Source organism: Dasania marina DSM 21967, from assembly GCF_000373485.1.
GTDB lineage: Bacteria > Pseudomonadota > Gammaproteobacteria > Pseudomonadales > Dasaniaceae > Dasania > Dasania marina.
This window is the reverse complement of record NZ_KB891585.1, coordinates 47,097-72,453: the sequence shown is the minus strand read 5'-3', so window position 1 is coordinate 72,453 and position 25,357 is coordinate 47,097. Positions and strand designations below refer to the sequence as shown.

Genomic DNA, 25,357 nt, shown 5'->3' with positions numbered 1-25,357 from the left:
GTTAAACTAGCGCGCTGCTTACATTAGCTTACAAACCAACAAAAGTGAGTGCCCGTGGTACAACCCAGAAAAACACCGAAACAAGCCCGCGCCAAACAGCGTGTTGCCGATATTTTAACGGCGGCCGAAACCCTGCTTGCCAATGAAGGCTATGATAATTTCTCCACCAACCGCGTAGCCAAAGATGCCGACATTAATATTGCGTCGCTATACCAGTACTTTCCTAATAAAGAATCCCTAGTGTATGCCATCAATCGGAAAATGTTGGACGAAGTAATAGAGGGCTGTCAGCGCTACGAAAGCCTAATGCCTAACATGGGCTGGCAGCAGTTGTTTGACGTAATGGACAACGAACTGATTACCGACACCCACCATGTAAAACTGGTCAGAGCGCTGGATTATGCGATATACACCAACGAAGACCTGATGGCCATGGAGCTGGAGCACGAACAACGCATTGCCGCATTCTATGCCAAGGCATTCTCTTTTTATGGTTCAAAATGGCCGGAGTCCAGCCTACTTAACAGTGGCCGCTTAATTTATAAGATGAACAATATTAGCTACTACGACCTGGGGCATTTAAATGAACGAGATTTAGAGGAATCAATGAAACTCTATAAGCAACATTTATACAGCTTGATAGAAAGAATAATCAGCCAGCCTAAACCTTAGGCTGGCGATTCATAGCGCACGAGCGGGCGTGTAGCTAGCCAGTGAGCCTAAAGCACACTAGCCTACGATGGCTATTGCATCCAGCTCGCATAGCGCGCCTTTAGGTAATTCAGCCACCGCAACACAAGCTCTAGCCGGTACCGCGTCGCCAAAGTACTCGGCATAAACGGCATTAAACGCCGCAAAGTCATTCATGCTGACTAAGTAGCAAGTGGTCTTAACCACTTTATCCATAGAACTACCGCCCGCCTCTAGCACCGCTTTTAAATTCTCTAAAGATTGCTTGGCTTGACTGGCCACATCATCACCACCTAGCATTTCACCCGTCTTAGGGCACAACGGAATTTGGCCTGAACAATACAAGGTATTGCCTACTTTTTTAGCCTGTGAATAAGGGCCTATGGCTGCTGGCGCACGATCTGTGGATATGGTTTCTATCATGGTAAAACTCCTAAGATTATTTCTACTCTATTATTGTGCGCGCACACCAAAGCGACGCGCAGCTTCTATGGTGTTTTTTAATAAACAGGCTATGGTCATGGGGCCGACACCACCGGGTACAGGGGTAATCGCCCCGGCAACTTTCTCGGCCTCAGCAAAGTCCACATCCCCCACTAAACGGGTTTTGCCATCTTCGGTTTCTATACGGTTAATACCCACATCAATCACGGTAGCGCCGGGCTTAATCCAATCGCCTTTCACCATTTCTGGGCGACCCACTGCTGCCACTAAAATATCGGCTTGGCGGCACAGCGCAGGTAAGTCTTTGGTGCGCGAATGGGCAATAGTCACGGTGCAACTTTCCTGTAGCAGCAACATGGCAACCGGCTTGCCGACTATATTTGAACGCCCTATTATCACCGCATGCTTGCCGGATAAATCATCACCTAGGTGCTTCTTCGCTAAAATCACACAACCTTGGGGCGTACAAGGCACTAGTGCACCTGCATCACCATTCATCAGGCGGCCAGAGTTCATCGCGTGAAAACCGTCTACGTCTTTTTCGGGGACTATACTTTCTATAATCAGACTTTCGTCTATGTGTTTGGGCAGTGGCAACTGGACTAAAATACCGTGCACAGTGGGGTCATTGTTAAGCTCGTCCAACTTGGCCAATAGCACATCTTGCGAGGTGTCGGCCGCCAGACGGAACTCGTTGCTAATCATACCCACTTCTTGAGTCTGCTTAACCTTATTACGCACGTACACTTGGCTGGCAGGGTCTTCGCCTACTAATACAACGGTTAACCCTGGCGTAATACCTGTTTGCTTTTTTAGCTCCGCCACCTCTTGTGCCAATACTAGGCGTAAATCCGCTGCCACCTGCTTCCCATCAATATTCATGTAGACCAAACCTTTGTCGATAAAAAATACGTATCATTATAGCCAGCGCTGCGAATCGCCGACGGTTAATAGTGGTTTCTAATTGCGGGGTATTTTACGCGAAAGTGGAACGTTAAGCAGCCATTATTGATCAACAAAGGCTATCAATAGCGCTAGGAAACACTACTTTTCTTTAACATCCCGCACTAGCGCCGTTACTGTTCTTACACGTTTAGAGCTTAAAGACCTTAACCATATCGCAGAGCGAATCACCCAGTCGTGTTAACTCGGCACTGGCCTTGGCTGCCAACTGTGTTTGACTGCGCACATTCACGGACAGGTCTGATACTCGGGTGACATTGCGACTGATTTCATTGGAAGCTACACTCTGCTCTTCCGAGGCGGCAGCAATCTGCATATTCATACCACTCATGCCACTTACCATAACGGAGATTTCATTCAAAATCTCAGTGGACCTAGTGACCTTAGCTATACCCACTTCTGCGCGTTCATTTGACTTATTCACGGTTTGCACCACGTCGTTAGTGCCCTGCTGAAACTCAACTATGGTTAGCCTAATAGTTTCCGTAGATTCCTGCGTACGTCGGGCGAGTGTTCTTACCTCATCAGCAACTACCGCAAAACCCCTGCCCTGCTCACCGGCCCTCGCGGCCTCTATCGCGGCGTTCAGCGCCAACAGGTTGGTTTGTTCAGCCACATTCTGGATGGCGTCTAAAACCTGACCAATGTTTTTGCTGTTTTTTTCAAGTTCCAGTATAGCGGAGGCCGCTTCTTGCACTTCTTGAGTGAGCAACTGGATATTGTCACGAGCGTCGCCGCCCACTCTAACCCCTTCTTGCAACTGCTCGTGTACCATATTGACGCTGTCGGCAGCGCTGGCAGCATTTCTGGCAATCTCTTGTATGGTTTGTGACATTTCCGTCACCGCCACCGCCGCCTGATCAACCTCGACACTCTGCTCTTTAGACGCATTATTAACTTTATCCGAAATAGTCGACATCTCAGTGGCCGCGGCAGCCATGTGGTCTGAAGCTTTATAAATAGCACCTATAATATTATGCAAATTTGCAATTAACGCATTAAAGGCCGTGGCTACCTGCGCGATTTCACTACCACCCTGCACGGTAACCTGACGGGTTAAATCCTTGTCATCAATAATCGATAGTATTTCTGTATTAAATTGCGATAAGGCTCTGACTATGCGGCGCGCCACGAATAGCACCAATACTAAAAGCACAACAGCTATAGCCAATAAAGCCATTAACATAGTGTTGTGGGCCTGTTCAAAACCGTGCTCCACCGCCTGTTCGACAGACTCGCGCATCACGGTAAAATCCTCTTCCACCTGATGCACGGCGTCTCTCATTTTACCACTGGCACCGCTGTTGGCATCCAGCCCTTTTTCCTGCTCCTTATCGACTAATGCATGAAAAGATTGGGCATACACGGCCAATCCTTGCATTAGCGTTTTATTATCAGCTAGTAAGGTGGCGAACTGTTCGCGACTGCTATCAAATTTTCCCACATACTTTACATCCCGGCGCAGCATAAAATCTTTTTCATGCCGCCTTAACATCAGCATTTCAGCTCTAGCCTCTGATTCCGAATCCAGTAAGCGCTCTACACCATGTATGGCTGCACGCAATCTCCCATATAGACCAGATTCCGAATCTAAACCTATGGTTTGCTGTAAAGCGGCGTAGCGGGCAAATTGCTCACTATAGGCATTAAGGGAGGCTGTTTGAGAATCTAGTATCTGGGCATCTATATCCAGCGTACGTAACAAGCCAGCAAGGCTGCTCTTTTGCTGTAAGGCCTGCGCCATGGTTTGATTAAAATGCTGAACATAACGCAGTTGTAAGCGGCTTTGAAAATCTTTTTCATGGCGGCGCAAAGTCAATAGGCTGGCATGATATTCATCCAATAACACCCGGCTTTGATGCAGCTTATTAATATCTGAAAGAGTTTTAAGCGTACTTACCGCTATGATGCTAAGACCCAATAGGGTGATTACGGCAATAAAAATCAAGCTTTGCTTGATAGAGAAATTCGGGAGCTTCATATTAACCCTGTACAGTAAGGAATTAAGGAGTACTACGTTTAAACGCCTTTCCATAGCAAGATTGCGCATAACAATACGGCTGCGCCTATCGCTAAGAGGAAATAATTGATCCTCAAGCCTGCGCCATTATCCCTATATTCGGGCTCTTCGCTATCAGTAGTTATCGCTATACCCTTATAGTTATTTGCCACCAACTCGTCGGGTAAAGGGTGGCGCTGAGTTACACCATCTAAACGCGTAGTACACACCACAAAGGGCTCTATCGCATCATCGTCATGCTCTGCCAACATAGCATCGGCCTGGGCGATAACAACACTGATATTGTCGCGACCACCTGCCGCCACCGCGGCCTGTATCAACACATCCACTAAAGTCTGACCGTCATCGCTCTCATTGAGCAAGGTGGCAATCTCCACATCAGAGACTTCGTCAACCAAGCCGTCACTGCACAGCACTAACATCTGCCCCGCCGCCAGCTGGCCATTAACCACACTAACCTCTAAACCCTCCTCGCCGGCAACGCCCACAGCCTGAGTAATTAGATTACGATTGGGATGCACTTTAGCCTCTGCGCTGCTTATGCTGCCTGCCGCTAGTAAAGACTCCACATAAGAATGATCACGGGTAATTTGCTTTAGCTCGCCGTCCCATATATACGCACGGCTATCCCCTACCCAAGCAATTTCATAGCCATTACCCTGTGACTTTGCCGCCACCACAGTAGAGCCCATGCCGTTTTTAGTAGGGTCTTCAATGCACTCACTGCGTATCAGGTAGTGGGCTCGCACTATCGCCTCTGATAAGCCTTGCTGATGTATTAAAGCATCCACCAGGGTTTCCCGCACCAAGGCGCTGGCCACCTCACCACAGGCATAGCCGCCCATGCCATCAGCCACTAAGCCCAAGCCCAGTTCATTATCTGCCGCAAAGCAATCTTCATTATGCTTGCGGTTACCTTTATCGGTAGCACCAAAAAACTGAATCATTCCCTGCCTATTCATTTATGCCGGTACGGCGCCATCCATCACAGCGCCGTTAGTCAATTATTTTACCTGTATTAAGTTTGTTTGAGCTTAGCAAGCCCGTAGGGCTTACGCCAATAGCTAATGCACTTAGCCATTGATTTTATTATCTTTAATTGCCGCCCTTAGCGCATACCTATTCAATTCAGCTCGTGTTAAACTGGCCGCGAACGCGTTTAATAGCCTACTATCGCTCTCTTTAAAGAGCGGCTATTAATTATTTTTTAACGACCATTTATATAAGAAGACGATCATGATCCCACTATTACGACTTGTATTCAGCGCCTTATTGGCCTTTTTAGCGACTGTTATTTTTGATTTGGCCGAACTAGGTAACCTGGACAGCTTTAGCTTTAATGCCAGCGAGTTCTGGACACTATTTGCACTATTTGCTATTGCCAGCTTTGTTAACCCATTGTTTGACGGCATAGAGTTTTCCTCAGTACCAAAAGAGGAAGGCACGGTAAAATGGTTTAATGTCAGCAAGGGCTATGGCTTTGTCACGCGCCAAAATGGCGATGATGTTTTTGTGCACTTTCGTTCCATCAAAGGTAAGGGCCGCCGCATTTTACATGAAGGCCAAACCGTATCCTTTAGAGTATCTGAAGGTGATAAAGGCCCACAAGCTGACGATGTAGAGCCGCTCTCTAAAAACTAAGCGTCTATCAATTAAACGCTTAGCTTCAATCAAAAAAAATCCCGCCTTTGCGGGATTTTTTTTGATTGATTATCGATTAAACAGCTACAGCAGGCTTGTAGATAACCGTTTTATTTCTACCGCTTTCTTTGGCTTCATAGAGGGCCGCATCGGCATTGACCAGCCAGCTGTGGGCGCTGTCTATACTCTCCCCTAACAAACACACCCCTAAACTAATAGTAAAACTCACCTCGTGGCCACCACTTTTTACCACATTAGCCGCCACTCGCTCGCGAAAGCGCTCACAAAAGATTGTTGCCCCCTCAATATCGGTGTTAGGCAAGATAACGGTAAACTCCTCACCACCATAACGACCGCTAATATCCACCTCCCTAGTCTCATAGAGTAATGCCTCGGCAATATAGCGTATGGCATCATCACCAACAGAATGGCCATAGGTATCGTTAATTCGCTTAAAGTGATCTATATCAAAAATAACCAAGGACACAGGCTCAGTAGAACGCTTATTACGTTTAAACTCTTCTTTTAAACGCTCCTCCCAATAACCGCGGTTATTCAGTGTGGTTAATGCATCGGTGCGGCTAAGTATTAACAACTCATCTTTAGCTTCATGTAACTTACCCTGGCTAATAGCCATGGCGGTTTCGTCGTAGACAATAATGGCCACTTTCTCCACTACATCAGTAGACGAACGCAAAGGCACAAAGGTAGTGTTTTGATACATCTGGCTATTGGCATGATGTATAGGCAAGCGCAGGCGGAAATCAAATAAATTATCGCGCTGCTGGAAAGTGGTGTATACCGGTATACCCAGCTCAAAAACGGAATTAACCCTACGGGTAAACCACTCATCATTTAAATAAGGGAAAACCTCAATGATTTTTTGCCCTATGGTTTTTTCAGCCACAATATTGCTATGTACCTGCATAAAGCGGTTAAAGATTTCTATATTGAGATCTTTATCAACAACCACTATGCCTATGTCAGCACTTTGGATGATATCCAATAGCCAGTGTAATTCTTGGAAGGTTGAAGTATCCATAAGGAAAGAGGGCTCTTAATCAATCAAAAATTGTACGCTTTCATAAAGACTAGGCAGCGAATCTTCATGAAACAAAAGTATTAAGTCGCAGCTAATATCATAGCCTTCGAAACTGTAGTTAAGCTCTATAGCCAGAGTCTGTTTCCAAGGGAAGTTTTGCTGCTGTAAAACGCTGGCCAGTGACGTATTACGACCATAAACCTCAGGGTGTTTAAGTAACACGCTGATATCCAACTGCGAACAAAACCCGGTAACACAGGAGCCGTTAAGTAACGAGGCCATTTCAAGCACCAGCTCAACCTCATTATGCTGATAGCCGGGCTCATAGCCCATAAGAGCTGATAAGGCTTCCATATTGGTATCAGAAAATAGTAACAAAGCCTCGCCGCTAATATTACTGGCATAAAAGGGCTGTGTTACAGCGGTAACTGACTCACCACTAAATACCGCCCCCAAAGCCATTTGGATATCGACGGCTTCAATCAGGTGTACTTGTGGTATGGGTAGCTCAACAAAGGCAGAGAAACTTTTGGCAATATTCTTGGCGGCCATACCCACAGCAATATTGGCTACCTCTTGTATGCCATCACGGATATCTTCATTGAATGCTATAGCTGACATAAAACTCCATATACAGCGCCCTATTATTAATTTTGTGTGGCACTTGCTGTTATGTACTTATTGTAATGTTATTTAGCCTGTCAAGCGACTACAGTAAGACTAAGCTTAGCTCAGACTGTGCGCTGTTCAACCCGAATTATCAATAAAATCAATAATGCGGGGGCCGCTCTAGCGAGGCTGGGCCGGCTTGATTATCTGCAGAGGACTCCAGTTGCGATTTTACTTGGTTGATCATCTCATTAAGCCGCGCTAATTGTTGCTGCTGCTCGGTCACAATCTGATTAAGCGTATGAATAGTATCCTCTTGAAATGCCAATTGCGACTGTAGTTCATACAATTGCTCACGTACCTCGTTATCACTTGTAGACTCTGTCACAGTATAGACCTTATGCATTATTGTTTAAGGATGACAACGCCAGGGGTTCCGGATCGCCACTGGCGCCATTATAATCTTCTGCAACAATAAACCAACAGGAATTCAATATGACGCGTGTGGTATTCTCCACTGAAGCCGGTAAGATCTGTCCCGAATGCCAACAGCCCATTAAACAATGCTGTTGTCAGCTGCTAAAAAATAGCACCCCGCTAGGTGACGGCATAGTACGCATACAGCGGGAGACTAAAGGCCGTAAAGGTAAAGGCGTGACACTAATTACTGGCCTGCCCCTTAACGCTAAGGAGCTAAAAATCTTGGCCAAAGAGCTTAAGCAGCGCTGCAGCACCGGCGGTGCGGTTAAAGATGGTGTGGTAGAAATTCAAGGCGACCAAAGAGAACTAATAAAAACCCTGTTAACCGACAAAGGCTATCAGGTGAAACTCAGCGGTGGGTAGGCTATTAAAGAGCCCCCAGCGCTGGCATTTATCATAATCACAATAACGAATTAATAATTATGGAAATTATAGAAACCGTTGCCATGCTTGTACTGGGGGCGCTATTTGGTGGCTTCAGCGTTCACTTTTCAGTGAAAGAAAAGCTACGCCTAGTCAGTGAGCACAAATCCCAGCGCCGCACTACGCTGCTGGAAGAAGTGGCCGAGCATCTGGGCAAGGTCACTCACACCTATTCGAAATATGCCTCGCTTATTAATGAAATAGGCCCCAAGGCTGATCGCATGTCGCTGAAACAGCAAAAAGAGCTGGATGAGCTTAGCGGTCAATTTGTAGACGTCTTTGAACAAGTCTCTGTCGCCGATGCCAAGCTGCTGTTGCTTGGAGAAAAGCGCCTACAAAAATCCATGAAGCTATACACCGGTAAAATGGCGCAGTTTAGAAAACAATTTTACCCCGGTCGATATCACAGCAGCGAGCAAACCACTGCCTTTAAAAAAGAACTCAGCACGGTGCGCGATCAATTTTACGACACCCTCAGCGAGCGCTACGACCAAGCCGCCGGCTAAACCTCACAGTCAACACCACATAAGGCTTAAGCAAGCTCCCTTAATAGCCCATTGTTCTAATATAACGGTGTATTTCCATTACTCTATAGCTATGGCCAGTGTTTTCCCTGCAGATTAATTAGCTGCCGGGTAAACGCGGTGGCCCATCGACAGAAGTAGCCGTAACAGAGGTAGGTATGAATAGGAAAACCATAATAGAGGATATTTTAGATAAGGCAGCCCACCACCATATCACCACCGAAGAGCTCGATATGCTGGTGGCAAAAACCAGAGCAGTTAGCCTAGATAAAGAGCAAGAACTGGCAACACTAAAAAACTTATTGCAAGAACTAGAAGCCCACCAGCACCATTAACCACGCTCACCACGGCGCTAAACCTATGGTTTAAGCGCCGCTCTTAGCCGCCCTACTTCACTGTAATCGTTACTACTTTTGATACCACTACCGGATGGTGAGGTACATGCCCCATATCGCCCATAATAAGCTGCAGGGTATGCTTGCCCGGTGCTAACGCCAAGCTGGTTTCGGTTTGGCCGCCACCAAAATGTATCACATCTGCCCCCATAGGCTGGCCAACCGCGGGCAGACCCTTGGCATCAACCAATAAATGGTGGTGCCCGGTATTCGCCCTATCGGTACCCGCTGGAGCAACCCCCATACCTTTTAAGCCAAAGGTAACGGTAAGCGGCGAACTAACCACAGCACCATCAACGGGACTAATAATATACGCCATCGCCCCTGCCGGTGAAGCCGTTTGCGCTGCAGCCTGCCCTACCGCAGCCATTAGCACTGCCATAGATAGTATTTTTTTTAACATAGTCATCCTTAGTTTTATTACCGATTAATCAAAAAATTTAAGCCTGCTACTCACTGAGCGGCTTGCTATATTTACCCGTGCAGCGCCTAAACCACAACTTTACATCCTCTGCGATATAGCAAAGTACGGGCACTAAAATCAAAGTAACCACGGTAGCAAATAACACACCAAAGGCTACCGATACCGCCATAGGTTTTAAAAACTGTGCCTGTATCGAACGCTCCAATTGTATCGGCAGTAAGCCCGCAAAAGTCGTTACCGAGGTTAATATCACCGCCCTAAAACGGCGCTTGCCGGCCTCTTTTATCGCCTCATGCCAGCTACTGCCACTACGATAGCGGTGGTTAATATAATCTACCAGCACTAGGCTATCGTTCACCACTATGCCGCTAAGCGCGATAATACCGACTATAGAGATAATGCTGACATCCTGCCCCAGCAGCAAGTGCCCTAGTATCGCCCCCACTACACCAAAAGGGATTACCGACATAATAATGAGCGGTAGGCCATAGGAACGCAACGGTATAGCCAACGCCGCATAAATAATCATTAGCATCACCAAGACACCAGTACTTAAGCTGGCGATATTTTCAGCCCGGGCTTCTTCCTCACCGGTAAAACGGTATTTTACCGCCGGGAAACGCTGCAACACCTCGGGCAGTATATCGCTGTTAATGGTAGCGATAACATCACCGGGCGACACTTTCAGTTTGTCGACGTCGGCTTGTACATTTACCACCCGGCGTCGGTCTATACGATTGATGGCACTAACACCGCTGCGCTCTATTGCACGCCCCACGACCTCGAAGGGGACTTTGCGACCATCGGGCAACTGCACCCACATCTGCCTCAGGGTCTCTAAGCTATTGCGCTCGTCCTCGGGAAAACGCACATACACTCTAACCTCGTGGCGGCCGCGCTGTATTCTTTGCACCTCAGCCCCAAAAAAAGCCTGCCGCACTTGTCTGGCCAACTCAGCTTGGCCTAAGCCCAGTGCCTCACCTTCAGGGGTGACTTGCACATCTATCTCTGGGCCGCCGGCATCAAAGGTGTCGCGCACATCAAACACACCATCAAACAATAGCAACTGCTTGCGTATATCTTCCGACGCTAGGCGCAGTTGCTCTAAGTCGGCACTTTGTAGCTCTATATCAATAGGAATGCCGGCATGGCCAGCATTGGCATCAATGGTAAAAGATTTAATGCCCGGCAACTCGCCAATTTTCTCGCGCCACCAGCGGGCTATCTCCACCGAGGTAATACTGCGCTCGGTACTATTAATCAGCTCTACTCTAATCTCCGCTTGGGTATCACTCTCAGACAAGGTATAAATTTGCCTCACCACATCCACATCACTACCACTAATCTGGTGGTAATGTTGATTCAAAGCCATGGCGGCCTTTTCTATACGGTACGCGTAGTCGTGGGTTAATTTATAAGAGCTGCCCTGCGGCAGGGTCATCGTCACTGACATGCTGTCGGAAGGTACCGAGGGGAAAAAAACCTGCCGTACTATGCCCGATTGCACCAAACCCAAAGCCAGTATTAATATCGCGACAAAAAAAGCCAAGGTTATATAGCGATAGCGCAAGGCCCACTCTAAAGCCGGCTGATAGCGCTGCTCAGCAAACGATTGCATCTTGCCGCTGCAATAATGCTGGGCCCGCCGAAAAACCGCCATCGCGCCTTTAGCTGCCTCCTTATCTGCACCCTCTTTATGGCTGCGACGAATTTTGATATGACGTAAATGCGCAGGCAAAATTAATTTTGTTTCTAACAAAGAAAATAGCAGCGCAACAATAATAACCGGCGCCATCACACTAAAAAAACGGGCGATGCCTTCGGTGGCCAATACCAACGGCATAAAGGCAAAAATAGTGGTTAACACCCCAAAAGTAGTCGGCACCGCCACCCGCTTCACGCCGCGGATAATGCTATCCACCCCCTCGTTTTCCTCCTCTAACTGGGTATAGGCACTTTCAGCGGTGACAATGGCATCGTCCACCAAAATCCCCAGCACCAAGATAAAGCCAAACAACGAAACAATATTAATAGATAAATTAACGTAGGCTAAGTCCATTACAAAAATGGTGCCCAGCACGCAAAAGGGCAAGCCCACCACCACCCAAATAGCTAAAGACAGTTCTAACAACAAGGCCAGTGAGATCAACACCAACACCATGCCCTGAAAGGCTGAACTCAACATTAAATTAATACGGCTTTTGAGTATTTCGGTGCGGTCTTGCCAATAGCTAATGCCTACCCCCGCAGGTAGTAATTGCGACTGTTCAGCCACATAGCGTTTAACCTGCTCACTAATGGCCAGCACATCCTGCTCGCCTACCCGGTCTATTTGCAAGCTAATACCATGCACTTGGTTTAATTCGCTGAGTACTGGCTGGTCTTCAAAACCGTCTCTAACCTGCGCCACATCCCCTAGCGTAATACGCGTGCCATCGGGGCGATTAATGAGCGTAAGCACCGAAAACTCATCGGCAGTATAGGCCTGGCCTATAGAGCGCAAGGTAATCGCAGCATTATCGGTGCGCAATTTACCGCCGGGTAAATCTTTCGATTGATTACGTATAGCGGTGACGACTTGATCAAAACTCAAGCCATATTGTTGCAAGGCCGCATCAGATATTTCTATGCTGATCTCGTAATCGCGGCTGCCCACCATATCAATTTGGGTAATACCCTCTACCGCTAATAAATCATCACGTATTTTATCGGCCAGTTTTTTTAATTCATGTTCACTTAACTCACCGTATAAGGTGAGGTTGATCGCGCGGGTGCGCTGTAGGCGCTCCTCTATAATTGCCGGCTCGGCATCTATAGGGAAGGAGGAAATACCGTCTATGCGCAGCTTCACCTTGTTCATAAAGGTGGCGATATCGGTACCCGGCTCTACCGTCACCGTTACCACGCCGCTGCCTTCGCTAGCGCGAGAAATAATTTCGTCTATACCGACTAAATCTTGAATTTGTTCTTCGATTTTTATCAGTATGCCCTGCTCCACTTCCTCTGGTGAGGACCCCGGATAAGGCACGGTAATGGTCAGCACTTCCGAAGGAAAGCTGGGAAACACCTCTTTGGTAATAGTAAATAATGCATTAACACCCGCAGCTATCACTATCCACATCAACAAATTAGCGGCAACAGAATTGCGCGCCATCCAAGCGATAACACCGCGCTCGTGCAACATTAATTAGCGCCCTCTACAGGCTCGACCGGTGCAGCCAGTAAGGCTTGATTAAGCTTAGTGTTCACTGCCATACCCGCAATCATTAAATCGAGCTTGGTCATCACCACTTGATCACCGTTGTTTAAGCCGCTGTCTATCACTGCATGTTGTTTTTCACGGCGATAAATATGCACTTTGCGTAGCTGCAAGCGCCCCTCTTCCACCACATAAACTTCATCACCATGTATCGCTGACAGTGGGATCCTCAGTGCCTGCTCAAGCTGCCTACCCTGTATACGCGCCTGCACAAACACGCCCATGCTTAAGGCCTGCGGTTGCAACGCATAAGGCTGCTGCACTTGCGCGACTACATTGACGACTCGAGTTTGCTCATCCACTAGCCCATCCACACGCAGTAACTGCGCCTGCCATTGCTGCTGATGCGCCTGCAAGGTTACCGGCGCAGGTAACTGCTGTGGCAAATAAGCCAGCTCGCTATAACTAATGGGTAATTGAATCTCGGCTAGCGCAGTACCTAACAGCGTCATCAAATTATTTCCCACCGCTACATACTGACCAACATCTACTGCTTTGCTGCTGATCAAGGCATCAAAGGGCGCGGTAATATTGGTTTTACTTAACTGTTGCTGGGCTAAGCGCAGGCGCTCTTGGCTGGCTTTGTGCTCAGCCTCAACTACCGCCACCTTACGGCTGCGCAAAGAGCTACTAGCCACCTTGTTTTGTATGCCATAGGCTGCGCCGCGTTTATATTCGGCCTGCTCATCGGCGAGGTTGAGCTCAGTCTGCGCTAAATTGGCTGCCGCCTCAGCAACAGCCACTTCATAATTGAGGGGGTCTATCTTCAGTAACACATCGCCCTTAGTCACCCGGCCACCATTGACCAGCTGTGGCGACACCGATAGCACTGTGCCGGCCACTTCACTGAGCACATTGATTTGTTGCTGGGGTTTAACCGTGCCCTGAGAGTTAACAACCAAGCTTAGCGCTTGTAAATTAACCGTAGCTACTTCCACCAAGGCGGCACTGGCTTTTGCTGGTTTTTTAGCCGGCGTAGCTTTTGCCGCTATCATGACTTGTACCAACACATAGGCACTGATGATAATGATGACAGGCAGTGCCCATTTTATTGCTTTGCTGTTACTGGTGATCATAGTGTTTTGTTTGCTTAGCCTTATATTTGCTTAGTCTTATATTTTCTTAGCCTATGCTTTCCGTTAAAGTGCTTACAGTGTAGCCACTATAAGATACTCGTTATGACAAATAAAAGTTTATCTCGCTGCGACTGGTGTCACGGCGATGAATTGTATCAACATTATCATGATCATGAGTGGGGTGTACCCCTGCACGATGATCAAAGCCTGTTTGAGTTTTTATCGCTGGAAGGTGCCCAAGCAGGTTTAGCCTGGATTACCGTACTGCGTAAACGCGATGCCTATAAGCAACTGTTTGATGATTTCAATATCAAAAAAGTCGCCGGCTACAGCGATAAAAAACTCGATAAGCTGTTAACCAACCCCGCTATTATACGCAACCGCTTAAAAGTTTATTCTGTGCGCAATAATGCTAAGGCTGTTATGGCCATACAAAATGAATTTGGTTCCTTGAATCATTTCTTATGGAGCTATGTTAATCATCAACCCTTACAAAACAGCTATACCAGCGTAACAGACTTGCCTGCGGCAACCACTGTATCTGAGCAACTGAGTAAAGACTTAAAAAAGCGCGGCTTTAACTTTGTAGGCCCCACCATTATGTATGCCTTTATGCAGGCCACCGGCATGGTTAATGACCATTTAACTAGCTGTTACCGCCAGCCTATATGCGCACAGCTCGCAACTAGCGCCTAAGGATTATTCAGCAGATAAGCCGCCAAGGCCTGCCGCTGCTGTTCGCTTAGCGGGTAGAGAGGCATAGGCGGTGTCGGGCTGAGAAAGAACTCCTGTAAGCTTGCACTGTTATAGCGGCTAGCCAAATCCTTTAGCGGCCTGACTGGGCGATTGGCTCGGGCATGGCGCGGGTCGTGACAACTGCCGCAATCGTAATGCTTAAATACCGTAGCACCCTGCTGCTGCAATTCCACAGTGACGGGGTTGCTGCTGGCTACGGGCTTAGCTGCAACTCTATTGCTGCTGGCCACTGCATCCTCTTCGCTATAGGTCACTTTAAAAATCGTGCCTGAGTAATCATCCGAAATATACACCGCGCCATCGCTGCCCTGAGCTATATCCACTGGCCGCCCTATGACCGATTCACCCTGTGGTTGTGCGCTATCCGAGGCTAGAAAACCCGTCATGAAATCCCGCTCTAACAACTTACCATTGGGCTGCCAGTGTAACGACACCACCTTATAGCCATCGCGGGTGGAGCGATTCCAAGATCCATGTAAAGCCACCAAAGCAGTTTTGTGATACTGCGCTGGCCAGTCGCGGCCATCAATAAAGCGCATCCCCAAAGGCGCGTTATGGGCGCGAAAACCGTGTACCGGTGATATAGCCGTAGCTAACAAATGCTGCTGGCCCGCGCCAAAATCTGGGTCTAAATCGGCAAAACCATTAATATAGGGCCAGCCGTAAAAACCGCCCTGCTCTATCCGGTTTAGCTCACAGGGTGGATAATCATCACCCAACAAATCACGGCCATTGTCGGTGGCGTATAAGGCCTGCTGCCAAGGTGACCAATCCATGCCCACGCTATTGCGCAGGCCGCTGGCAAATAACGCTAACTTAGGATGGTCATCATTACTGTTGAAGCGACTAATCGCGGCGCGCTGCTTATCGTCTTCTACACACACATTACAACTGGAACCGGAGCTCACATATATCCAGCCATCGGCACCGGCGCGCAGGGATTTGGTCCAGTGATTACCGCTGTCACTGAGGCCAGTAATCAGCACTTGATATTGACCCTGCACCTCGCCCAAGCGTTCATCAAACGCTATGCGGCCTATTTGCTGTGACTCCGCCACATACAGCCAGCCGTTCAGTAACTGTAAGCCGTGAGGGCGAGTTAAACCTTGTAATAGCACACTGCGGCCATCGGGTAGACCATCATGGTTACTATCGCGCCGCAATAAGGTCACGCTACCCAAGCGCGGTTGGCTAACCAGCAAGTCACCTGCCGTACTCATGGCCAGCATCCGCGCCTTGCCTAAGTCACTAGCATAAACCGTCGCCCTAAATCCGGGCGGCACCTTAAAGCGCTGATCTATTTGCTGCTGGCTGGGGCTGGCTATGCTGTAACCGCTAATAGTGTTGAGTAAGATTTTGGCGGTGGTGGTAAATTCCGCCCCCAGCCACAGCTTTATTGCCAACAATAACAGCAACAGCACGGCGAGCACGCTTAACAGCACGTGTTTTAGGGTTTTACGCATACGGCTTACACCTTAATACTTTGTTTATTGTTATTCACGATGAAGCACGTTTTCGTCATCCTACACTATAGTCAATACAGCATATTCGGCGACTTTAGACTGCGTTAAAGGCAATATAGAGCCGAAAAGCCATGAAAACTGGGAAAAGCCGCCAAGTAAGCCCAGCTCTAATACACAATACTTAGCTAACCACACTACTATTGGAAGTGAGCATCATGTCAGAATTTAATCCTCCTATCGACGATATTGCCTTTTTGCTTAACGAGGTTTTCAACTTACCTCAACAATGGGCCGACAATCCTATACTAGCCGAGCGCGTCGATGCTGACACCGCCGCCGCCATGCTAGCCGAATGCGCCAAGCTCAGCCGTGAAATGATAGCGCCCGGTAGCCGCGAATCCGACGAACAGGGCTGCACATACTCCGAGGGAAAAGTCATCACCACCGAGAGCCACAAAGCAGCTTACCAAGCGGTGAGTGAAGGTGGCTGGGGCGGCCTAACCGGCAACCCAGAATTTGGCGCTATGGGCATGCCCAAAGCACTAACCGTACACTGCGAAGAAATGTTTGCCTCCGCCGACTTAGCCTTTTCGCTATTACCCATGCTCACCGCCGGTGCCTGCTTCGCTTTAGACGAACACGGCAGCGATGAACTGAAACAAAAATACCTCGCTAAAATGTATAGCGGTGAATGGTCCGGCTCCATGTGCTTAACCGAACCGCACGCCGGCTCAGACTTAGGTATAATTCGCAGCAAAGCAGAACCACTTGGTGATGACAGCTACGCCATTAGCGGCACCAAGATTTTTATTACTTGCGGCGAGCATGACCTCAGCGGCAATATCATTCATTTAGTACTGGCCAAGCTACCTGACGCCCCCGCTGGTCCCAAGGGCATCTCGCTGTTTTTAGTCCCTAAAATTTTAGATGATGGCACAGCCAATAGCCTTAGCTGTGGCTCTATAGAACACAAAATGGGCATTAAAGCCTCCCCCACCTGCGTAATGAACTTTGATGGCGCTACCGGCTATTTAGTCGGCGAGAAAAATCGCGGCCTCATGGCCATGTTTACCATGATGAACTACGAGCGTGTGGGTGTGGGCATACAGGGTATAGGCCCAGCTGAACGTTCCTATCAATGTGCTTCCCAGTATGCCCGCGAGCGTCTGCAAGGCCGCCGCAAAGGGGTAAGCCCCGAACAGGCCGAGAGTATTTTGGTACACCCCGATGTGCGCCGTATGCTGCTAACCATGCGCGCCTTTACCGAGGCCAGCCGCTGCTTTACCACCTATGCCGCCAACCTGCTAGATATCACTAAGTTCTCTGATGATGAGCAAGCCAAGCAGCAAGCTGCCGAACAAGTCGCTCTGCTGACCCCTATCGTAAAAAGTTTCTGCACCGACCGCGGCTTAGAAGCCTGCCTGCTAGGGCAGCAAGTGCTGGGCGGCCACGGCTACGTACGAGAGTGGGGGCAAGAGCAACTGGTGCGTGATGTACGCATCACCCAAATTTATGAAGGTACTAACGGCATACAGGCCATGGACTTATTAGGCCGTAAAGTAGTGCCCAATCAAGGCGCCAGCGTAACGACGCTGTTAGAGGAAGCGCAGCAATTTGCCAACAGCGCCGAGCTAAGCGCCAGTATGAAAACCGATCTAGTAAATGCCTGCAACAGCCTACAGCAATGCACCCAGTATATCGTAGCGCAAGGCCAGCCCGAGCTTATCGGTGCCGTTGCGGTTTATTATCAGGATTTAATCGGCTATGTGATCTTTGCCTATCTATGGGCAAAAATGTCGGCTGCCGCTAGCAGTGATAGTGAACTGCACCGCAACAAGCGGATAGTGGCAGAGTTTTACTACAGCAATTTGCTGCCGCGCATAGCGAGCTTGCAGCAGCAAATTATGGCCGATCACAGCGCTATCATGAGCATGGATAGCGCGGCTTTTTAAGTAAGCTACTGCTTGCAATGTTAAGGGTAGCGACGCTGCCCTTTTTATATTGGCTAAAACCCCTTTATAATCCCTAGCGCTAATCCAACCACAGGGCCGTAAAGGTTAATGTCTGATATCCCAGCTCACTATTTTCATATCACCCTCGCCAGCGCCCAGCGCCAAGGTTTGCAGCCGCTAGCCATATGCGAGGCACTCCATATTGATAATGCCAAACTGGCCGACCCCAACAGCACGGTAAGCAACCAGCAGTTTTCCGCCCTGTGGCGCTACTTATGGGACGCCCTAGATGATGAGTTTTTAGGCTTCACACAAAGACCCTGTAAACGCGGTACTTTTGCCACCGCCTGTAAGCTATCCCGTCGCAGCGCCAACTTCACCCATTTTTTCAAGGAGATGACACGCTTTTACACCTTGGTAGACAGCGACATAGTCATGTCCTTAGAGCCGGTAGCAGACAAGCAAGCGCTAACCATAGTCAACCACGCCCCCGACCACGATATGCAACATTTCAGCATAGAATATATTTTATTCTACTGGCATAGGTTGGCCTGCTGGTTTAGTAATCAAAAAATAAAACCGCTGTATGCCGAATTTGCCTACCCAGAGCCCGCCCACTCAGCGGTGTATAAAGAATTGTTTCAATGCCCCATACACTTTAATGGCGAAAGAAACGCGCTAATTTTTAATGATGATTTTAAAGATTTGCAACCTATGCGCTCACGCAGCGAACTGTATGATTTTTTAAATCGCCTGCCTGATGATTTTTTATCCATACCCGGCAAAGATTCAAGCTTAGAAACGCGTATCAAAATTTTAATTTTGAAGCAATCCAGAGAGCAGCTAAAATTCCCTACCCTAGAGCAATTAGCCGACTCATTACATATGAGCCGCACCTCATTAGGCCGAAAACTGGCCGCCGAAAACACCAGCTATCGCCACCTCAAAGAATTGATACGCCGTGACCTCACCATGGATAAACTCAGCCGCAGTAATATGAACATTGCCGATATTGCACAGCTAGTGGGATTTTCTGAATCGGCCTCATTAAACCGCGCCTTTAAAAACTGGACAGGCTTAACGCCACAACAATTTCGCGGCAAAAAAAACAACCACAATAGCAAGTAAACAGCGCTATCAATAATTATGCAGTGGTTGACTAAAACTATAGCGCGGCGTTTGCCGCTGTGCCTGTTGCAAAGGCTGCCACAGCTGCTGCACTAAACGCTGCTTATCATGCCAGCTCCCTTGCACTACCCAACCCACCAAAGCCTTTGCCACATTAGGTATGGGCAAGGGTTTAAGCGCCCCCTCTCTTTTTATCGCCTTTAACCACGTCGCTATAGCGGTAAAGCTCACCACGTCCATAACATCGGCATAACCCAGCGACTGCAAGGCGCGGGCATTAGATGCCTGCTCCATTTGGCCATTAACCGGCTTCACCAATATAGGTAATCCCAAATATAAACATTCACTAACCAATTCAAAACCGGCATTACATATCACCGCAGCGGCCCGGCTTAAATCATATTGAAAGCCTTCGTAACTAGTTTTTTTAAGGCTAACATTATAATCCTCTCCTTCAATTACATGGGGGGAGTATTGAATAAACTGAGTGTGTGGAAACTGATTTAGTAACCGCGTCACCCGTTGTTGGTTTTCAAAGGGGAGATACACCACCACTTTGCCATTGCTGGCTTCGCGGCATAAATCGGTATTAATAATAGGTGGCAAGGTGTAATCATTATAAGCGGCCCAGTGTAAACCCACCGGAAAATCTGCTGGCGCAAAGTAATGCATAATATTGCGGGTAAAAATATTGTCGCCAGCCATAGGCGTTTTATCACCAAAGGCATATTGGTGGCCTATACCTAACACCGGCTTATTTTTTAATTTACCCGCCCAGGCGCTGACCGGCTCAAAGTCACTGATAATAACATCATAGGTCGACACATCTAAACGCAGCACGTCATAGCAGAAGCGCAGCAGCTTATTATCTCTAGCGGTTTTAAGATAATTCACCTGCCCTTCTGACACATTAAAACTCAAACCTTTGCGCAACTGGTAATCACCAAAAACCTCCATAGCAAAAAAGTCTTTTTTAGCGCGGCCAGAAAATAAATAGTCTACCTCTACACCTGTAGCGGCAAAGCAATGGGCCATCATCCTAGCCCTAGAAATATGGCCATTACCGGTCCCCTGTATGCCGTATAATATTTTCATAGTCTATTCTCAAATAGTTTTTATATTTAAACAGCCGCCGTCACTGCATAGGCAATGGCTGACCCCAAAAATGCTCCCGCCACAATATCGCTGGGAAAATGCACACCCATCACCACCCGTGACGCACCCACCAACAAAGCCCATAGATACAAAGGGGCTGCCATATATGAAAACTGAAAAAAGCATAGCCCCGCTAATAAAAAAGCCGCCATGGTATGGCCAGAGGGAAAACTAAACTGATCGGATGCTCTAACTAAGCTATAAAAACTAGCAATAGCCTCGGGAGGACGCGGACGCTTTAAAGTATTTTTTAACAGCAGATATAAGCCACGCTCTATGGCAAAAGCCAGCAGTAGGGTTTTAACAAAGACATTGTATTGTGGGTTATTAAACGCCAGTAACAGCAAAGGCAATAAGATCTGTATATAGCCATCACCACTGCGCGACAACAGCCTAAATCCCATAATGACACTGGGGTAATAGCGCGACTTGCTACACCACAGCAACATGCGCCTATCGTAATTTGTAATACCTTCAAATACTGTCATGACTTTAACGTAAAAGAAGCGTGTTAATGACGGATGACAGATTTATGAAGTATTTATGACATAGCCATACTTAAAAACTAACAGTAGCCAAAGTAACCACTGTTAAATTTTTACTATTACCCTGTAACCTTTTAGCAGTAGATGACGTACTAGTAACACAACTACCCCACCATGAAGGAATACTCATGTATAAACACAGCCTGATATGTCTATTACTGCTGGTTAGCAGCCAGCTATGAAGTGACCATTACGAATATCACCCTAGGGCAAAGCTTTACCCCGCAATTAGTGGTCACCCATGCTAAAACCGTACACTTATTTACCTTAGGCCAACCCGCCAGCCCAGCCTTGTCCATATTGGCAGAAAGCGGCAACCCTGCCCCCTTGATCGAGCAATTAGGCACCAGCGCTAATGACGCCCAAGTTATCCCTGCCTTATTATCCCCCGGCCAAAGCGCCACAGTGACCGTTAAGGGCCATCCCAACTTAGGTTTTTTAAGTGTCGCCGCGATGATGATCCCCACTAACGATAATTTTGTCGCAGTGAATAAATTACGCCTACCTAAACGCGGCAGCAAAACCATTATGGCCAGTTTCTATGATGCCGGCACGGAATACAACGACCAAAACTGCGCCAACATACCCGGCCCACGCTGCGGCGGTATAGCCTTATCCGATCCCAACCCAGAAACCGATGAAGGCTATGTGCATATAAGCAACGGTTTTCACGACCTAGGGGATTATGATGAAGCGGGTAATGAAATACTAAAACCGCAACATTATGACTGGCGGAACTCGGTGGCTATCGTTACAGTCGAACGCGTTCATTAGCAACAATACCCACACAGGGCTAAGTAATGCAGTGATTACTAGCTGCCGCTGTAAACCAGCGGCCAAACTTTTATGACAGCGACGCCAGCACAGCATCAATATGATGAGCAACGCTGGTCTGGGCTTATGGCCCAGTCCCAGCAAGGCAATGAAGCAGAGTATCGCGAGCTGCTAACAGAACTGGCCGAGGCCATTAATCACTATTTAATTAAGCGCTTAGGGCCGCAACACTTTATAGAAGACTGTGTGCAGGACGCGTTTATTGCCATACATCAAGCTAGGCACAGCTATGACAGTAAACGTTTATTTCGGTCTTGGTTATTTGCCATAGTCAGGCATAAAGCAATTGATGCGCTGCGCAAACAAAAACGCTATTACCATAACCTAGAACAAACATTTAATCAGCAACAACTTAGCGAGCAAGAACATGCGCCTAGCCAAGATGAGCACATGGCACAGGGGCAGCTAGTTGCCGCCCTAGCACCAGCCTACCGAGAAGCCATTACCCTCACTAAGATTGTTGACCTAAGCAGCGCCGAAGCCGCCAGCGAGCTATGCATTAGTGAAGGCGCTTTGAAAGTGCGCGTGCACAGAGCCATAGGCCAACTTAGAAAATCATTAGAGAAAGACACATATGAATAAACGATTGCAATTAATCGACAGGCTCAGCCATAACTTAGCCCCGGTGACAGCTGCACCCAGCGTCAAATATACAGCTTTGCTATGGCTAGCTGCCAGCACACTAGTCGTTATTGCCCTCACCTATAGTTTTGGCCCTATACGCGGCAACGCATTACAACAACTTATCACTCAACCACAATTTTTTTGGAAACAGCTATAGGGTTACTGGCTATAACCGCCTTAAGCTTGGCTGCGTTTAACAGCGCTATACCAGGTAATTTAAGCCAAATGCAATTAATAAGTGCTTATACACTGCTTGCACTATGGTTGGGATTTCATGTGTGGGGTTTATACAGCCCGGCGCTAGTGCCATCTATGCTGGGTAAGCGCGAGCACTGTGTTTACGAAAGTTTTTCCTATACCCTATTACCTATAATGGCCGCTTTTATCTTGACGAAAAAACTCTGCCCACTCAAACCTTTACAATGCAGCTTTGCATTAATCCTAGCTGCGGCCATGTTACCCACCCTGTATATGCAAATTGCTTGTATGTACGAACCACAGCACATAATCAAGCTGCATGTTGTTCCAAGTCTAATAACAGGCTTAGTTGTAGGCCTATGTTTCTGTCATGGTATATAAAACCGCTTTGCGAGATTTAGGGGTTTTACAGCTACGGCAATAAAAATGTTCAGAACTACCGCAGCCGGTTAACCGTTGCACCGGCTCGTTACAGGTATCGCAGTAAATAGCAAAACCATACTGCTGATCGCAGCGTTTACAGTGCCAACTATTTCCACTTATTACACCTTTTTGCTGGCAGTTAGGGCATAGTAATTCGCTGGGCAACATGCCTTTTTGCACATGGTCTGTCATTATTTATCCCCTTCACTTATACAATTAACGCGCATAAAAAAGGCCAACATTATGTTGGCCTTTTTTGCTGCTACAACTTAGGACCAAATTTCTTCGTCAGTAGGTGCTGGCTTATCATGCGCATAACCCGTGCGATGCACATTGATTAGGTGGTGATAGTTTAAGTTTTCAGAAATAGAGTTATTACCCCAAGAACCACAACCTAATGTAGTGGTAGGCGCAAAACCATTTTTCAAACTGCCACCAGCGGTAAGTGAGCTAGCTTCGTTAACCACTAAACGGCTAACAGGCAAGGCAAGACCGGCTTGGCGTATATGCTCGTCGTTGTTTGAGTGTATCGCGCAGGTGTGACCCTTACCCTCTACTCCCAAATTTTGTTGCGCAATAGCGATAGCGTTATCAAAGTCACTATATTCATGGGCAACCAACACAGGACACATTTTTTCTTTGCGTAGTATATCGTCGTCGCGGCCATTTGATTTAATCAAAATAACTTTAGCGTCGTCAGCAATGCTTATACCCGCCATTTCAGCAATGCGCTGTGGGCTTTGGCCTACCGCATCAGCAGCTATATGACCATCTTCAAAAATGGCAGCTCGCAGCTTATCCGCAGTCTCTTGATCTTCTACATAGTGAGCGCCATTGGCTTTAAAAGCTTCTATCACTTTGTTGTAATCATCTTTTTGGGCAATCACTGATTGCTCACCCGAGCAGATAATACCGTAGTCAAATTTACGGCCAGCAACCACCTTGGCAGCGGCATCGTTGTAATCGACATCGGTATCAATTATCACCTGCACGTTACCCGGCCCTACACCAAATGAGGGCTTGCCACTGCTATAGGCTGCGGTAACCATAGCGGGGCCACCGGTGGCAACAAGTACGTCTACTTTTTGCATTAACTCATTGGTAGCAGCAATGCTGGGCTCAGTAATACATTGAATTAAATTATCGGGGCCACCTAGGCGTTTAATTTCGCCATTCATTAGGTCTACCGCTTGTGCGCTACATTTTTTAGCACGCGGGTGTGGCGCTATGATAATGGCATTGCCGCCTTTTAGGGCGAACATAGCATTACACATAGGGGTCACTACCGGGTTAGTGGTGGGGGTTACCGCACCAACAACACCTACTGGCTTGGCAATTTTAACCAGACCATCTTCATCACGTTCTTCTATCACACCTATAGAACGCTTGCCTTTAAGGCTGTTCCAAATAGCGCGTGACTTACCTAATTTTTTGACCAACTTATCTTCAACGTTACCCATGCGCGTTTCTGCTACGGCATTGCGGGCCAGCTCTTCGGCATTGTCGTAAATAACCTTGCCGATAGCGCGTACTATTTCATCTACCTGCTCTTGCGAGAACGTTGCATACTCAGCTTGGGCTATTCTCGCCTTGGCGATCATCTCGTCGATCATCTCTCATTCCTCATCTATTACACAAAAGGGCAATAAAAACCCCAATAAAAACAACCACTTATTAATATGGCTTACCTATGGACAGGCATAGGCTCATTATTATCCCCTTTTTAACATACGGATGACAAATGCGCTAACACCCTAGGGGGGCTAATATCGATGTTTTTATAATGGAGGCCGCAAAGCTACTGTAACTCTCCCAGCAAAACTAAAACTCCGCGGGGAAGATAGATGCCGATAAGGCGCTAAAAGAACTAGTTCTGGGCTTTATTGGCCCATTAGTGATTAGCATGCCCCAAATTATCGTGACTACAGATCAGTACAGACAGACAGCTATCATAGACGGCTTGTATACACCCTCAAAACAGGGGAGATATAACTAAATATGCAGCAAGCCCAGCAATTAGGCCTAGAGCTTAAGAGATAGCACTTGCCTACAGGCAGAACCTTTCATTTATTTTTAGCCCGCCAGCTAGATTGCTTATCGCCCTCTGCCCCCCAACTGCCTCCTTTGCTCTTCCCCATGACCCAAACCACCCCTCGTCAAAGTTTATGTATTTTGGCGTGCAGGTGAACCTTCGCAGGCAAAGCCTCCGCCAACTAGGAGGCAAAACTATAGGATTAACAGCCAACATGCTGGTTTGGCACAGACATTGCGCAATTCAACGTCAAACGT

Annotated in this window: 26 protein-coding genes; 11 read left to right on the top strand and 15 right to left on the bottom strand. The window is 47.6% G+C overall.

Annotation, left to right across the window (positions count from 1 at the left end; genetic code table 11):
- The first annotated feature begins 54 nt into the window (after positions 1–54).
- Positions 55–672, top strand: a complete 618-nt coding sequence (locus B067_RS21245; RefSeq protein WP_169335562.1) for a TetR/AcrR family transcriptional regulator — start codon at positions 55–57, stop codon at positions 670–672.
- A 57-nt stretch (positions 673–729) separates the two neighbouring features.
- Here the strand turns inward: B067_RS21245 and B067_RS0109870 are convergent, their stop codons facing one another.
- The 4 genes from B067_RS0109870 to B067_RS20125 all read right to left on the bottom strand — a co-directional run bounded on the left by B067_RS0109870 (position 730) and on the right by B067_RS20125 (position 5,064).
- Entirely contained in the window at positions 730–1,113 is a 384-nt protein-coding gene (locus B067_RS0109870) for a RidA family protein (protein WP_019529919.1), read from the bottom strand.
- 30 nt (positions 1,114–1,143) lie between these two features.
- On the bottom strand, positions 1,144–2,016 hold the full coding sequence (folD, locus tag B067_RS0109865; protein ID WP_019529918.1) for a bifunctional methylenetetrahydrofolate dehydrogenase/methenyltetrahydrofolate cyclohydrolase FolD: 873 nt from the start codon (positions 2,014–2,016) through the stop codon (positions 1,144–1,146).
- 211 nt (positions 2,017–2,227) lie between these two features.
- Entirely contained in the window at positions 2,228–4,078 is a 1,851-nt protein-coding gene (locus tag B067_RS0109860; protein ID WP_019529917.1) for a methyl-accepting chemotaxis protein, read from the bottom strand.
- A 38-nt stretch (positions 4,079–4,116) separates the two neighbouring features.
- Complete coding sequence (locus B067_RS20125; RefSeq protein ID WP_019529916.1) at positions 4,117–5,064, bottom strand: PP2C family protein-serine/threonine phosphatase; 948 nt, start codon at positions 5,062–5,064, stop codon at positions 4,117–4,119.
- 463 nt (positions 5,065–5,527) lie between these two features.
- On the opposite strand from B067_RS20125, the gene B067_RS22135 reads away from it, so the two are divergent.
- Entirely contained in the window at positions 5,528–5,758 is a 231-nt protein-coding gene (locus B067_RS22135) for a cold-shock protein (protein WP_240472863.1), read from the top strand.
- Between the two features lie 76 nt (positions 5,759–5,834).
- On the opposite strand, the gene B067_RS0109845 is transcribed toward B067_RS22135, so the two are convergent.
- The 3 genes from B067_RS0109845 to B067_RS0109835 form a co-directional block, all read right to left on the bottom strand.
- Positions 5,835–6,800, bottom strand: a complete 966-nt coding sequence (locus tag B067_RS0109845) for a GGDEF domain-containing protein (RefSeq protein ID WP_019529914.1) — start codon at positions 6,798–6,800, stop codon at positions 5,835–5,837.
- Between the two features lie 15 nt (positions 6,801–6,815).
- Positions 6,816–7,421 (bottom strand): hypothetical protein, encoded by a 606-nt coding sequence (locus tag B067_RS20120; protein ID WP_019529913.1) that lies wholly within the window; start codon positions 7,419–7,421, stop codon positions 6,816–6,818.
- A gap of 148 nt (positions 7,422–7,569) precedes the next feature.
- Entirely contained in the window at positions 7,570–7,797 is a 228-nt protein-coding gene (locus B067_RS0109835; RefSeq protein ID WP_019529912.1) for a SlyX family protein, read from the bottom strand.
- Between the two features lie 107 nt (positions 7,798–7,904).
- Between B067_RS0109835 and B067_RS0109830 the strand changes: the two genes are divergently transcribed.
- The 3 genes from B067_RS0109830 (at position 7,905) to B067_RS21825 (ending at position 9,171) form a co-directional block, all read left to right on the top strand.
- Positions 7,905–8,252 carry a translation initiation factor Sui1 gene (locus tag B067_RS0109830; RefSeq protein WP_019529911.1) on the top strand — a complete coding sequence of 116 codons (348 nt, stop codon included), beginning with the start codon at positions 7,905–7,907 and terminating at the stop codon, positions 8,250–8,252.
- A 59-nt stretch (positions 8,253–8,311) separates the two neighbouring features.
- Positions 8,312–8,818, top strand: coding sequence for a hypothetical protein (locus B067_RS0109825; RefSeq protein WP_019529910.1), 507 nt, complete (start codon positions 8,312–8,314; stop codon positions 8,816–8,818).
- Between the two features lie 176 nt (positions 8,819–8,994).
- Positions 8,995–9,171: a hypothetical protein gene (locus B067_RS21825; protein ID WP_019529909.1), complete on the top strand. Its 177-nt coding sequence runs from the start codon at positions 8,995–8,997 to the stop codon at positions 9,169–9,171.
- A 52-nt stretch (positions 9,172–9,223) separates the two neighbouring features.
- Here the strand turns inward: B067_RS21825 and B067_RS0109815 are convergent, their stop codons facing one another.
- Genes B067_RS0109815 through B067_RS0109805 form a run of 3 tightly spaced genes read right to left on the bottom strand, consistent with a single transcriptional unit; the run spans position 9,224 to position 13,990 of the window.
- Positions 9,224–9,634, bottom strand: coding sequence for a DUF4399 domain-containing protein (locus B067_RS0109815; protein WP_019529908.1), 411 nt, complete (start codon positions 9,632–9,634; stop codon positions 9,224–9,226).
- 46 nt (positions 9,635–9,680) lie between these two features.
- Positions 9,681–12,839, bottom strand: coding sequence for an efflux RND transporter permease subunit (locus tag B067_RS0109810; RefSeq protein WP_019529907.1), 3,159 nt, complete (start codon positions 12,837–12,839; stop codon positions 9,681–9,683).
- Positions 12,839–13,990, bottom strand: a complete 1,152-nt coding sequence (locus B067_RS0109805; protein ID WP_019529906.1) for an efflux RND transporter periplasmic adaptor subunit — start codon at positions 13,988–13,990, stop codon at positions 12,839–12,841. Before B067_RS0109805 ends, B067_RS0109810 begins: the two co-directional genes overlap by 1 nt.
- A 102-nt stretch (positions 13,991–14,092) precedes the next feature.
- Here B067_RS0109805 and B067_RS0109800 point away from each other — a divergent pair, with 102 nt between their 5' ends.
- The gene (locus B067_RS0109800; RefSeq protein ID WP_019529905.1) at positions 14,093–14,686 is read left to right on the top strand and encodes a DNA-3-methyladenine glycosylase I; all 594 of its coding nucleotides are present in this window, start codon (positions 14,093–14,095) and stop codon (positions 14,684–14,686) included.
- Here B067_RS0109800 and B067_RS0109795 read toward each other — a convergent pair.
- Positions 14,683–16,209, bottom strand: coding sequence for a DUF7133 domain-containing protein (locus tag B067_RS0109795; protein WP_019529904.1), 1,527 nt, complete (start codon positions 16,207–16,209; stop codon positions 14,683–14,685). The genes B067_RS0109800 and B067_RS0109795 overlap by 4 nt on opposite strands.
- Positions 16,210–16,424: 215 nt before the next feature.
- Here B067_RS0109795 and B067_RS0109790 point away from each other — a divergent pair, with 215 nt between their 5' ends.
- Positions 16,425–18,161, top strand: a complete 1,737-nt coding sequence (locus B067_RS0109790) for an acyl-CoA dehydrogenase C-terminal domain-containing protein (RefSeq protein ID WP_019529903.1) — start codon at positions 16,425–16,427, stop codon at positions 18,159–18,161.
- 108 nt (positions 18,162–18,269) lie between these two features.
- Positions 18,270–19,289, top strand: a complete 1,020-nt coding sequence (locus B067_RS0109785) for an AraC family transcriptional regulator (protein WP_019529902.1) — start codon at positions 18,270–18,272, stop codon at positions 19,287–19,289.
- A gap of 9 nt (positions 19,290–19,298) precedes the next feature.
- Here B067_RS0109785 and B067_RS20115 read toward each other — a convergent pair whose 3' ends face one another.
- Complete coding sequence (locus B067_RS20115) at positions 19,299–20,384, bottom strand: MJ1255/VC2487 family glycosyltransferase (protein ID WP_051083842.1); 1,086 nt, start codon at positions 20,382–20,384, stop codon at positions 19,299–19,301.
- A 26-nt stretch (positions 20,385–20,410) separates the two neighbouring features.
- Entirely contained in the window at positions 20,411–20,932 is a 522-nt protein-coding gene (locus B067_RS0109775; RefSeq protein WP_026244560.1) for a phosphatase PAP2 family protein, read from the bottom strand.
- 240 nt (positions 20,933–21,172) lie between these two features.
- On the opposite strand from B067_RS0109775, the gene B067_RS20110 reads away from it, so the two are divergent.
- From B067_RS20110 to B067_RS0109760, 3 genes are all read left to right on the top strand, one after another.
- On the top strand, positions 21,173–21,763 hold the full coding sequence (locus B067_RS20110; protein WP_019529899.1) for a spondin domain-containing protein: 591 nt from the start codon (positions 21,173–21,175) through the stop codon (positions 21,761–21,763).
- A 72-nt stretch (positions 21,764–21,835) separates the two neighbouring features.
- Positions 21,836–22,405 (top strand): RNA polymerase sigma factor, encoded by a 570-nt coding sequence (locus B067_RS20105; RefSeq protein WP_019529898.1) that lies wholly within the window; start codon positions 21,836–21,838, stop codon positions 22,403–22,405.
- Positions 22,398–22,604, top strand: coding sequence for a hypothetical protein (locus B067_RS0109760; protein ID WP_019529897.1), 207 nt, complete (start codon positions 22,398–22,400; stop codon positions 22,602–22,604). The genes B067_RS20105 and B067_RS0109760 overlap by 8 nt, the downstream gene beginning before the upstream one ends.
- Before the next feature lie 398 nt (positions 22,605–23,002).
- Here B067_RS0109760 and B067_RS20100 read toward each other — a convergent pair whose 3' ends face one another.
- Together B067_RS20100 and B067_RS0109745 are read right to left on the bottom strand one after the other, a co-directional pair.
- Complete coding sequence (locus B067_RS20100; RefSeq protein WP_019529895.1) at positions 23,003–23,260, bottom strand: YfgJ family double zinc ribbon protein; 258 nt, start codon at positions 23,258–23,260, stop codon at positions 23,003–23,005.
- Positions 23,261–23,337: 77 nt separating this feature from the next.
- Complete coding sequence (locus tag B067_RS0109745) at positions 23,338–24,681, bottom strand: aldehyde dehydrogenase family protein (protein WP_019529894.1); 1,344 nt, start codon at positions 24,679–24,681, stop codon at positions 23,338–23,340.
- Positions 24,682–25,357: the final 676 nt, after the last annotated feature.

Bases quoted from the DNA above. Each gene is read 5' to 3' on its own strand.
- B067_RS0109870 (WP_019529919.1), bottom strand. From the start codon at position 1,113: ATGATAGAAACCATATCCACAGATCGTGCGCCAGCAGCCATAGGCCCT.
- folD (WP_019529918.1), bottom strand. From the start codon at position 2,016: ATGAATATTGATGGGAAGCAGGTGGCAGCGGATTTACGCCTAGTATTG.
- B067_RS0109860 (WP_019529917.1), bottom strand. From the start codon at position 4,078: ATGAAGCTCCCGAATTTCTCTATCAAGCAAAGCTTGATTTTTATTGCC.
- B067_RS20125 (WP_019529916.1), bottom strand. From the start codon at position 5,064: ATGATTCAGTTTTTTGGTGCTACCGATAAAGGTAACCGCAAGCATAAT.
- B067_RS0109845 (WP_019529914.1), bottom strand. From the start codon at position 6,800: ATGGATACTTCAACCTTCCAAGAATTACACTGGCTATTGGATATCATC.
- B067_RS20120 (WP_019529913.1), bottom strand. From the start codon at position 7,421: ATGTCAGCTATAGCATTCAATGAAGATATCCGTGATGGCATACAAGAG.
- B067_RS0109830 (WP_019529911.1), top strand. From the start codon at position 7,905: ATGACGCGTGTGGTATTCTCCACTGAAGCCGGTAAGATCTGTCCCGAA.
- B067_RS0109825 (WP_019529910.1), top strand. From the start codon at position 8,312: ATGGAAATTATAGAAACCGTTGCCATGCTTGTACTGGGGGCGCTATTT.
- B067_RS21825 (WP_019529909.1), top strand. From the start codon at position 8,995: ATGAATAGGAAAACCATAATAGAGGATATTTTAGATAAGGCAGCCCAC.
- B067_RS0109815 (WP_019529908.1), bottom strand. From the start codon at position 9,634: ATGTTAAAAAAAATACTATCTATGGCAGTGCTAATGGCTGCGGTAGGG.
- B067_RS0109810 (WP_019529907.1), bottom strand. From the start codon at position 12,839: ATGTTGCACGAGCGCGGTGTTATCGCTTGGATGGCGCGCAATTCTGTT.
- B067_RS0109805 (WP_019529906.1), bottom strand. From the start codon at position 13,990: ATGATCACCAGTAACAGCAAAGCAATAAAATGGGCACTGCCTGTCATC.
- B067_RS0109800 (WP_019529905.1), top strand. From the start codon at position 14,093: ATGACAAATAAAAGTTTATCTCGCTGCGACTGGTGTCACGGCGATGAA.
- B067_RS0109795 (WP_019529904.1), bottom strand. From the start codon at position 16,209: ATGCGTAAAACCCTAAAACACGTGCTGTTAAGCGTGCTCGCCGTGCTG.
- B067_RS0109790 (WP_019529903.1), top strand. From the start codon at position 16,425: ATGTCAGAATTTAATCCTCCTATCGACGATATTGCCTTTTTGCTTAAC.
- B067_RS0109785 (WP_019529902.1), top strand. From the start codon at position 18,270: ATGTCTGATATCCCAGCTCACTATTTTCATATCACCCTCGCCAGCGCC.
- B067_RS20115 (WP_051083842.1), bottom strand. From the start codon at position 20,384: ATGAAAATATTATACGGCATACAGGGGACCGGTAATGGCCATATTTCT.
- B067_RS0109775 (WP_026244560.1), bottom strand. From the start codon at position 20,932: ATGACAGTATTTGAAGGTATTACAAATTACGATAGGCGCATGTTGCTG.
- B067_RS20105 (WP_019529898.1), top strand. From the start codon at position 21,836: ATGACAGCGACGCCAGCACAGCATCAATATGATGAGCAACGCTGGTCT.
- B067_RS0109760 (WP_019529897.1), top strand. From the start codon at position 22,398: ATGAATAAACGATTGCAATTAATCGACAGGCTCAGCCATAACTTAGCC.
- B067_RS20100 (WP_019529895.1), bottom strand. From the start codon at position 23,260: ATGACAGACCATGTGCAAAAAGGCATGTTGCCCAGCGAATTACTATGC.
- B067_RS0109745 (WP_019529894.1), bottom strand. From the start codon at position 24,681: ATGATCGACGAGATGATCGCCAAGGCGAGAATAGCCCAAGCTGAGTAT.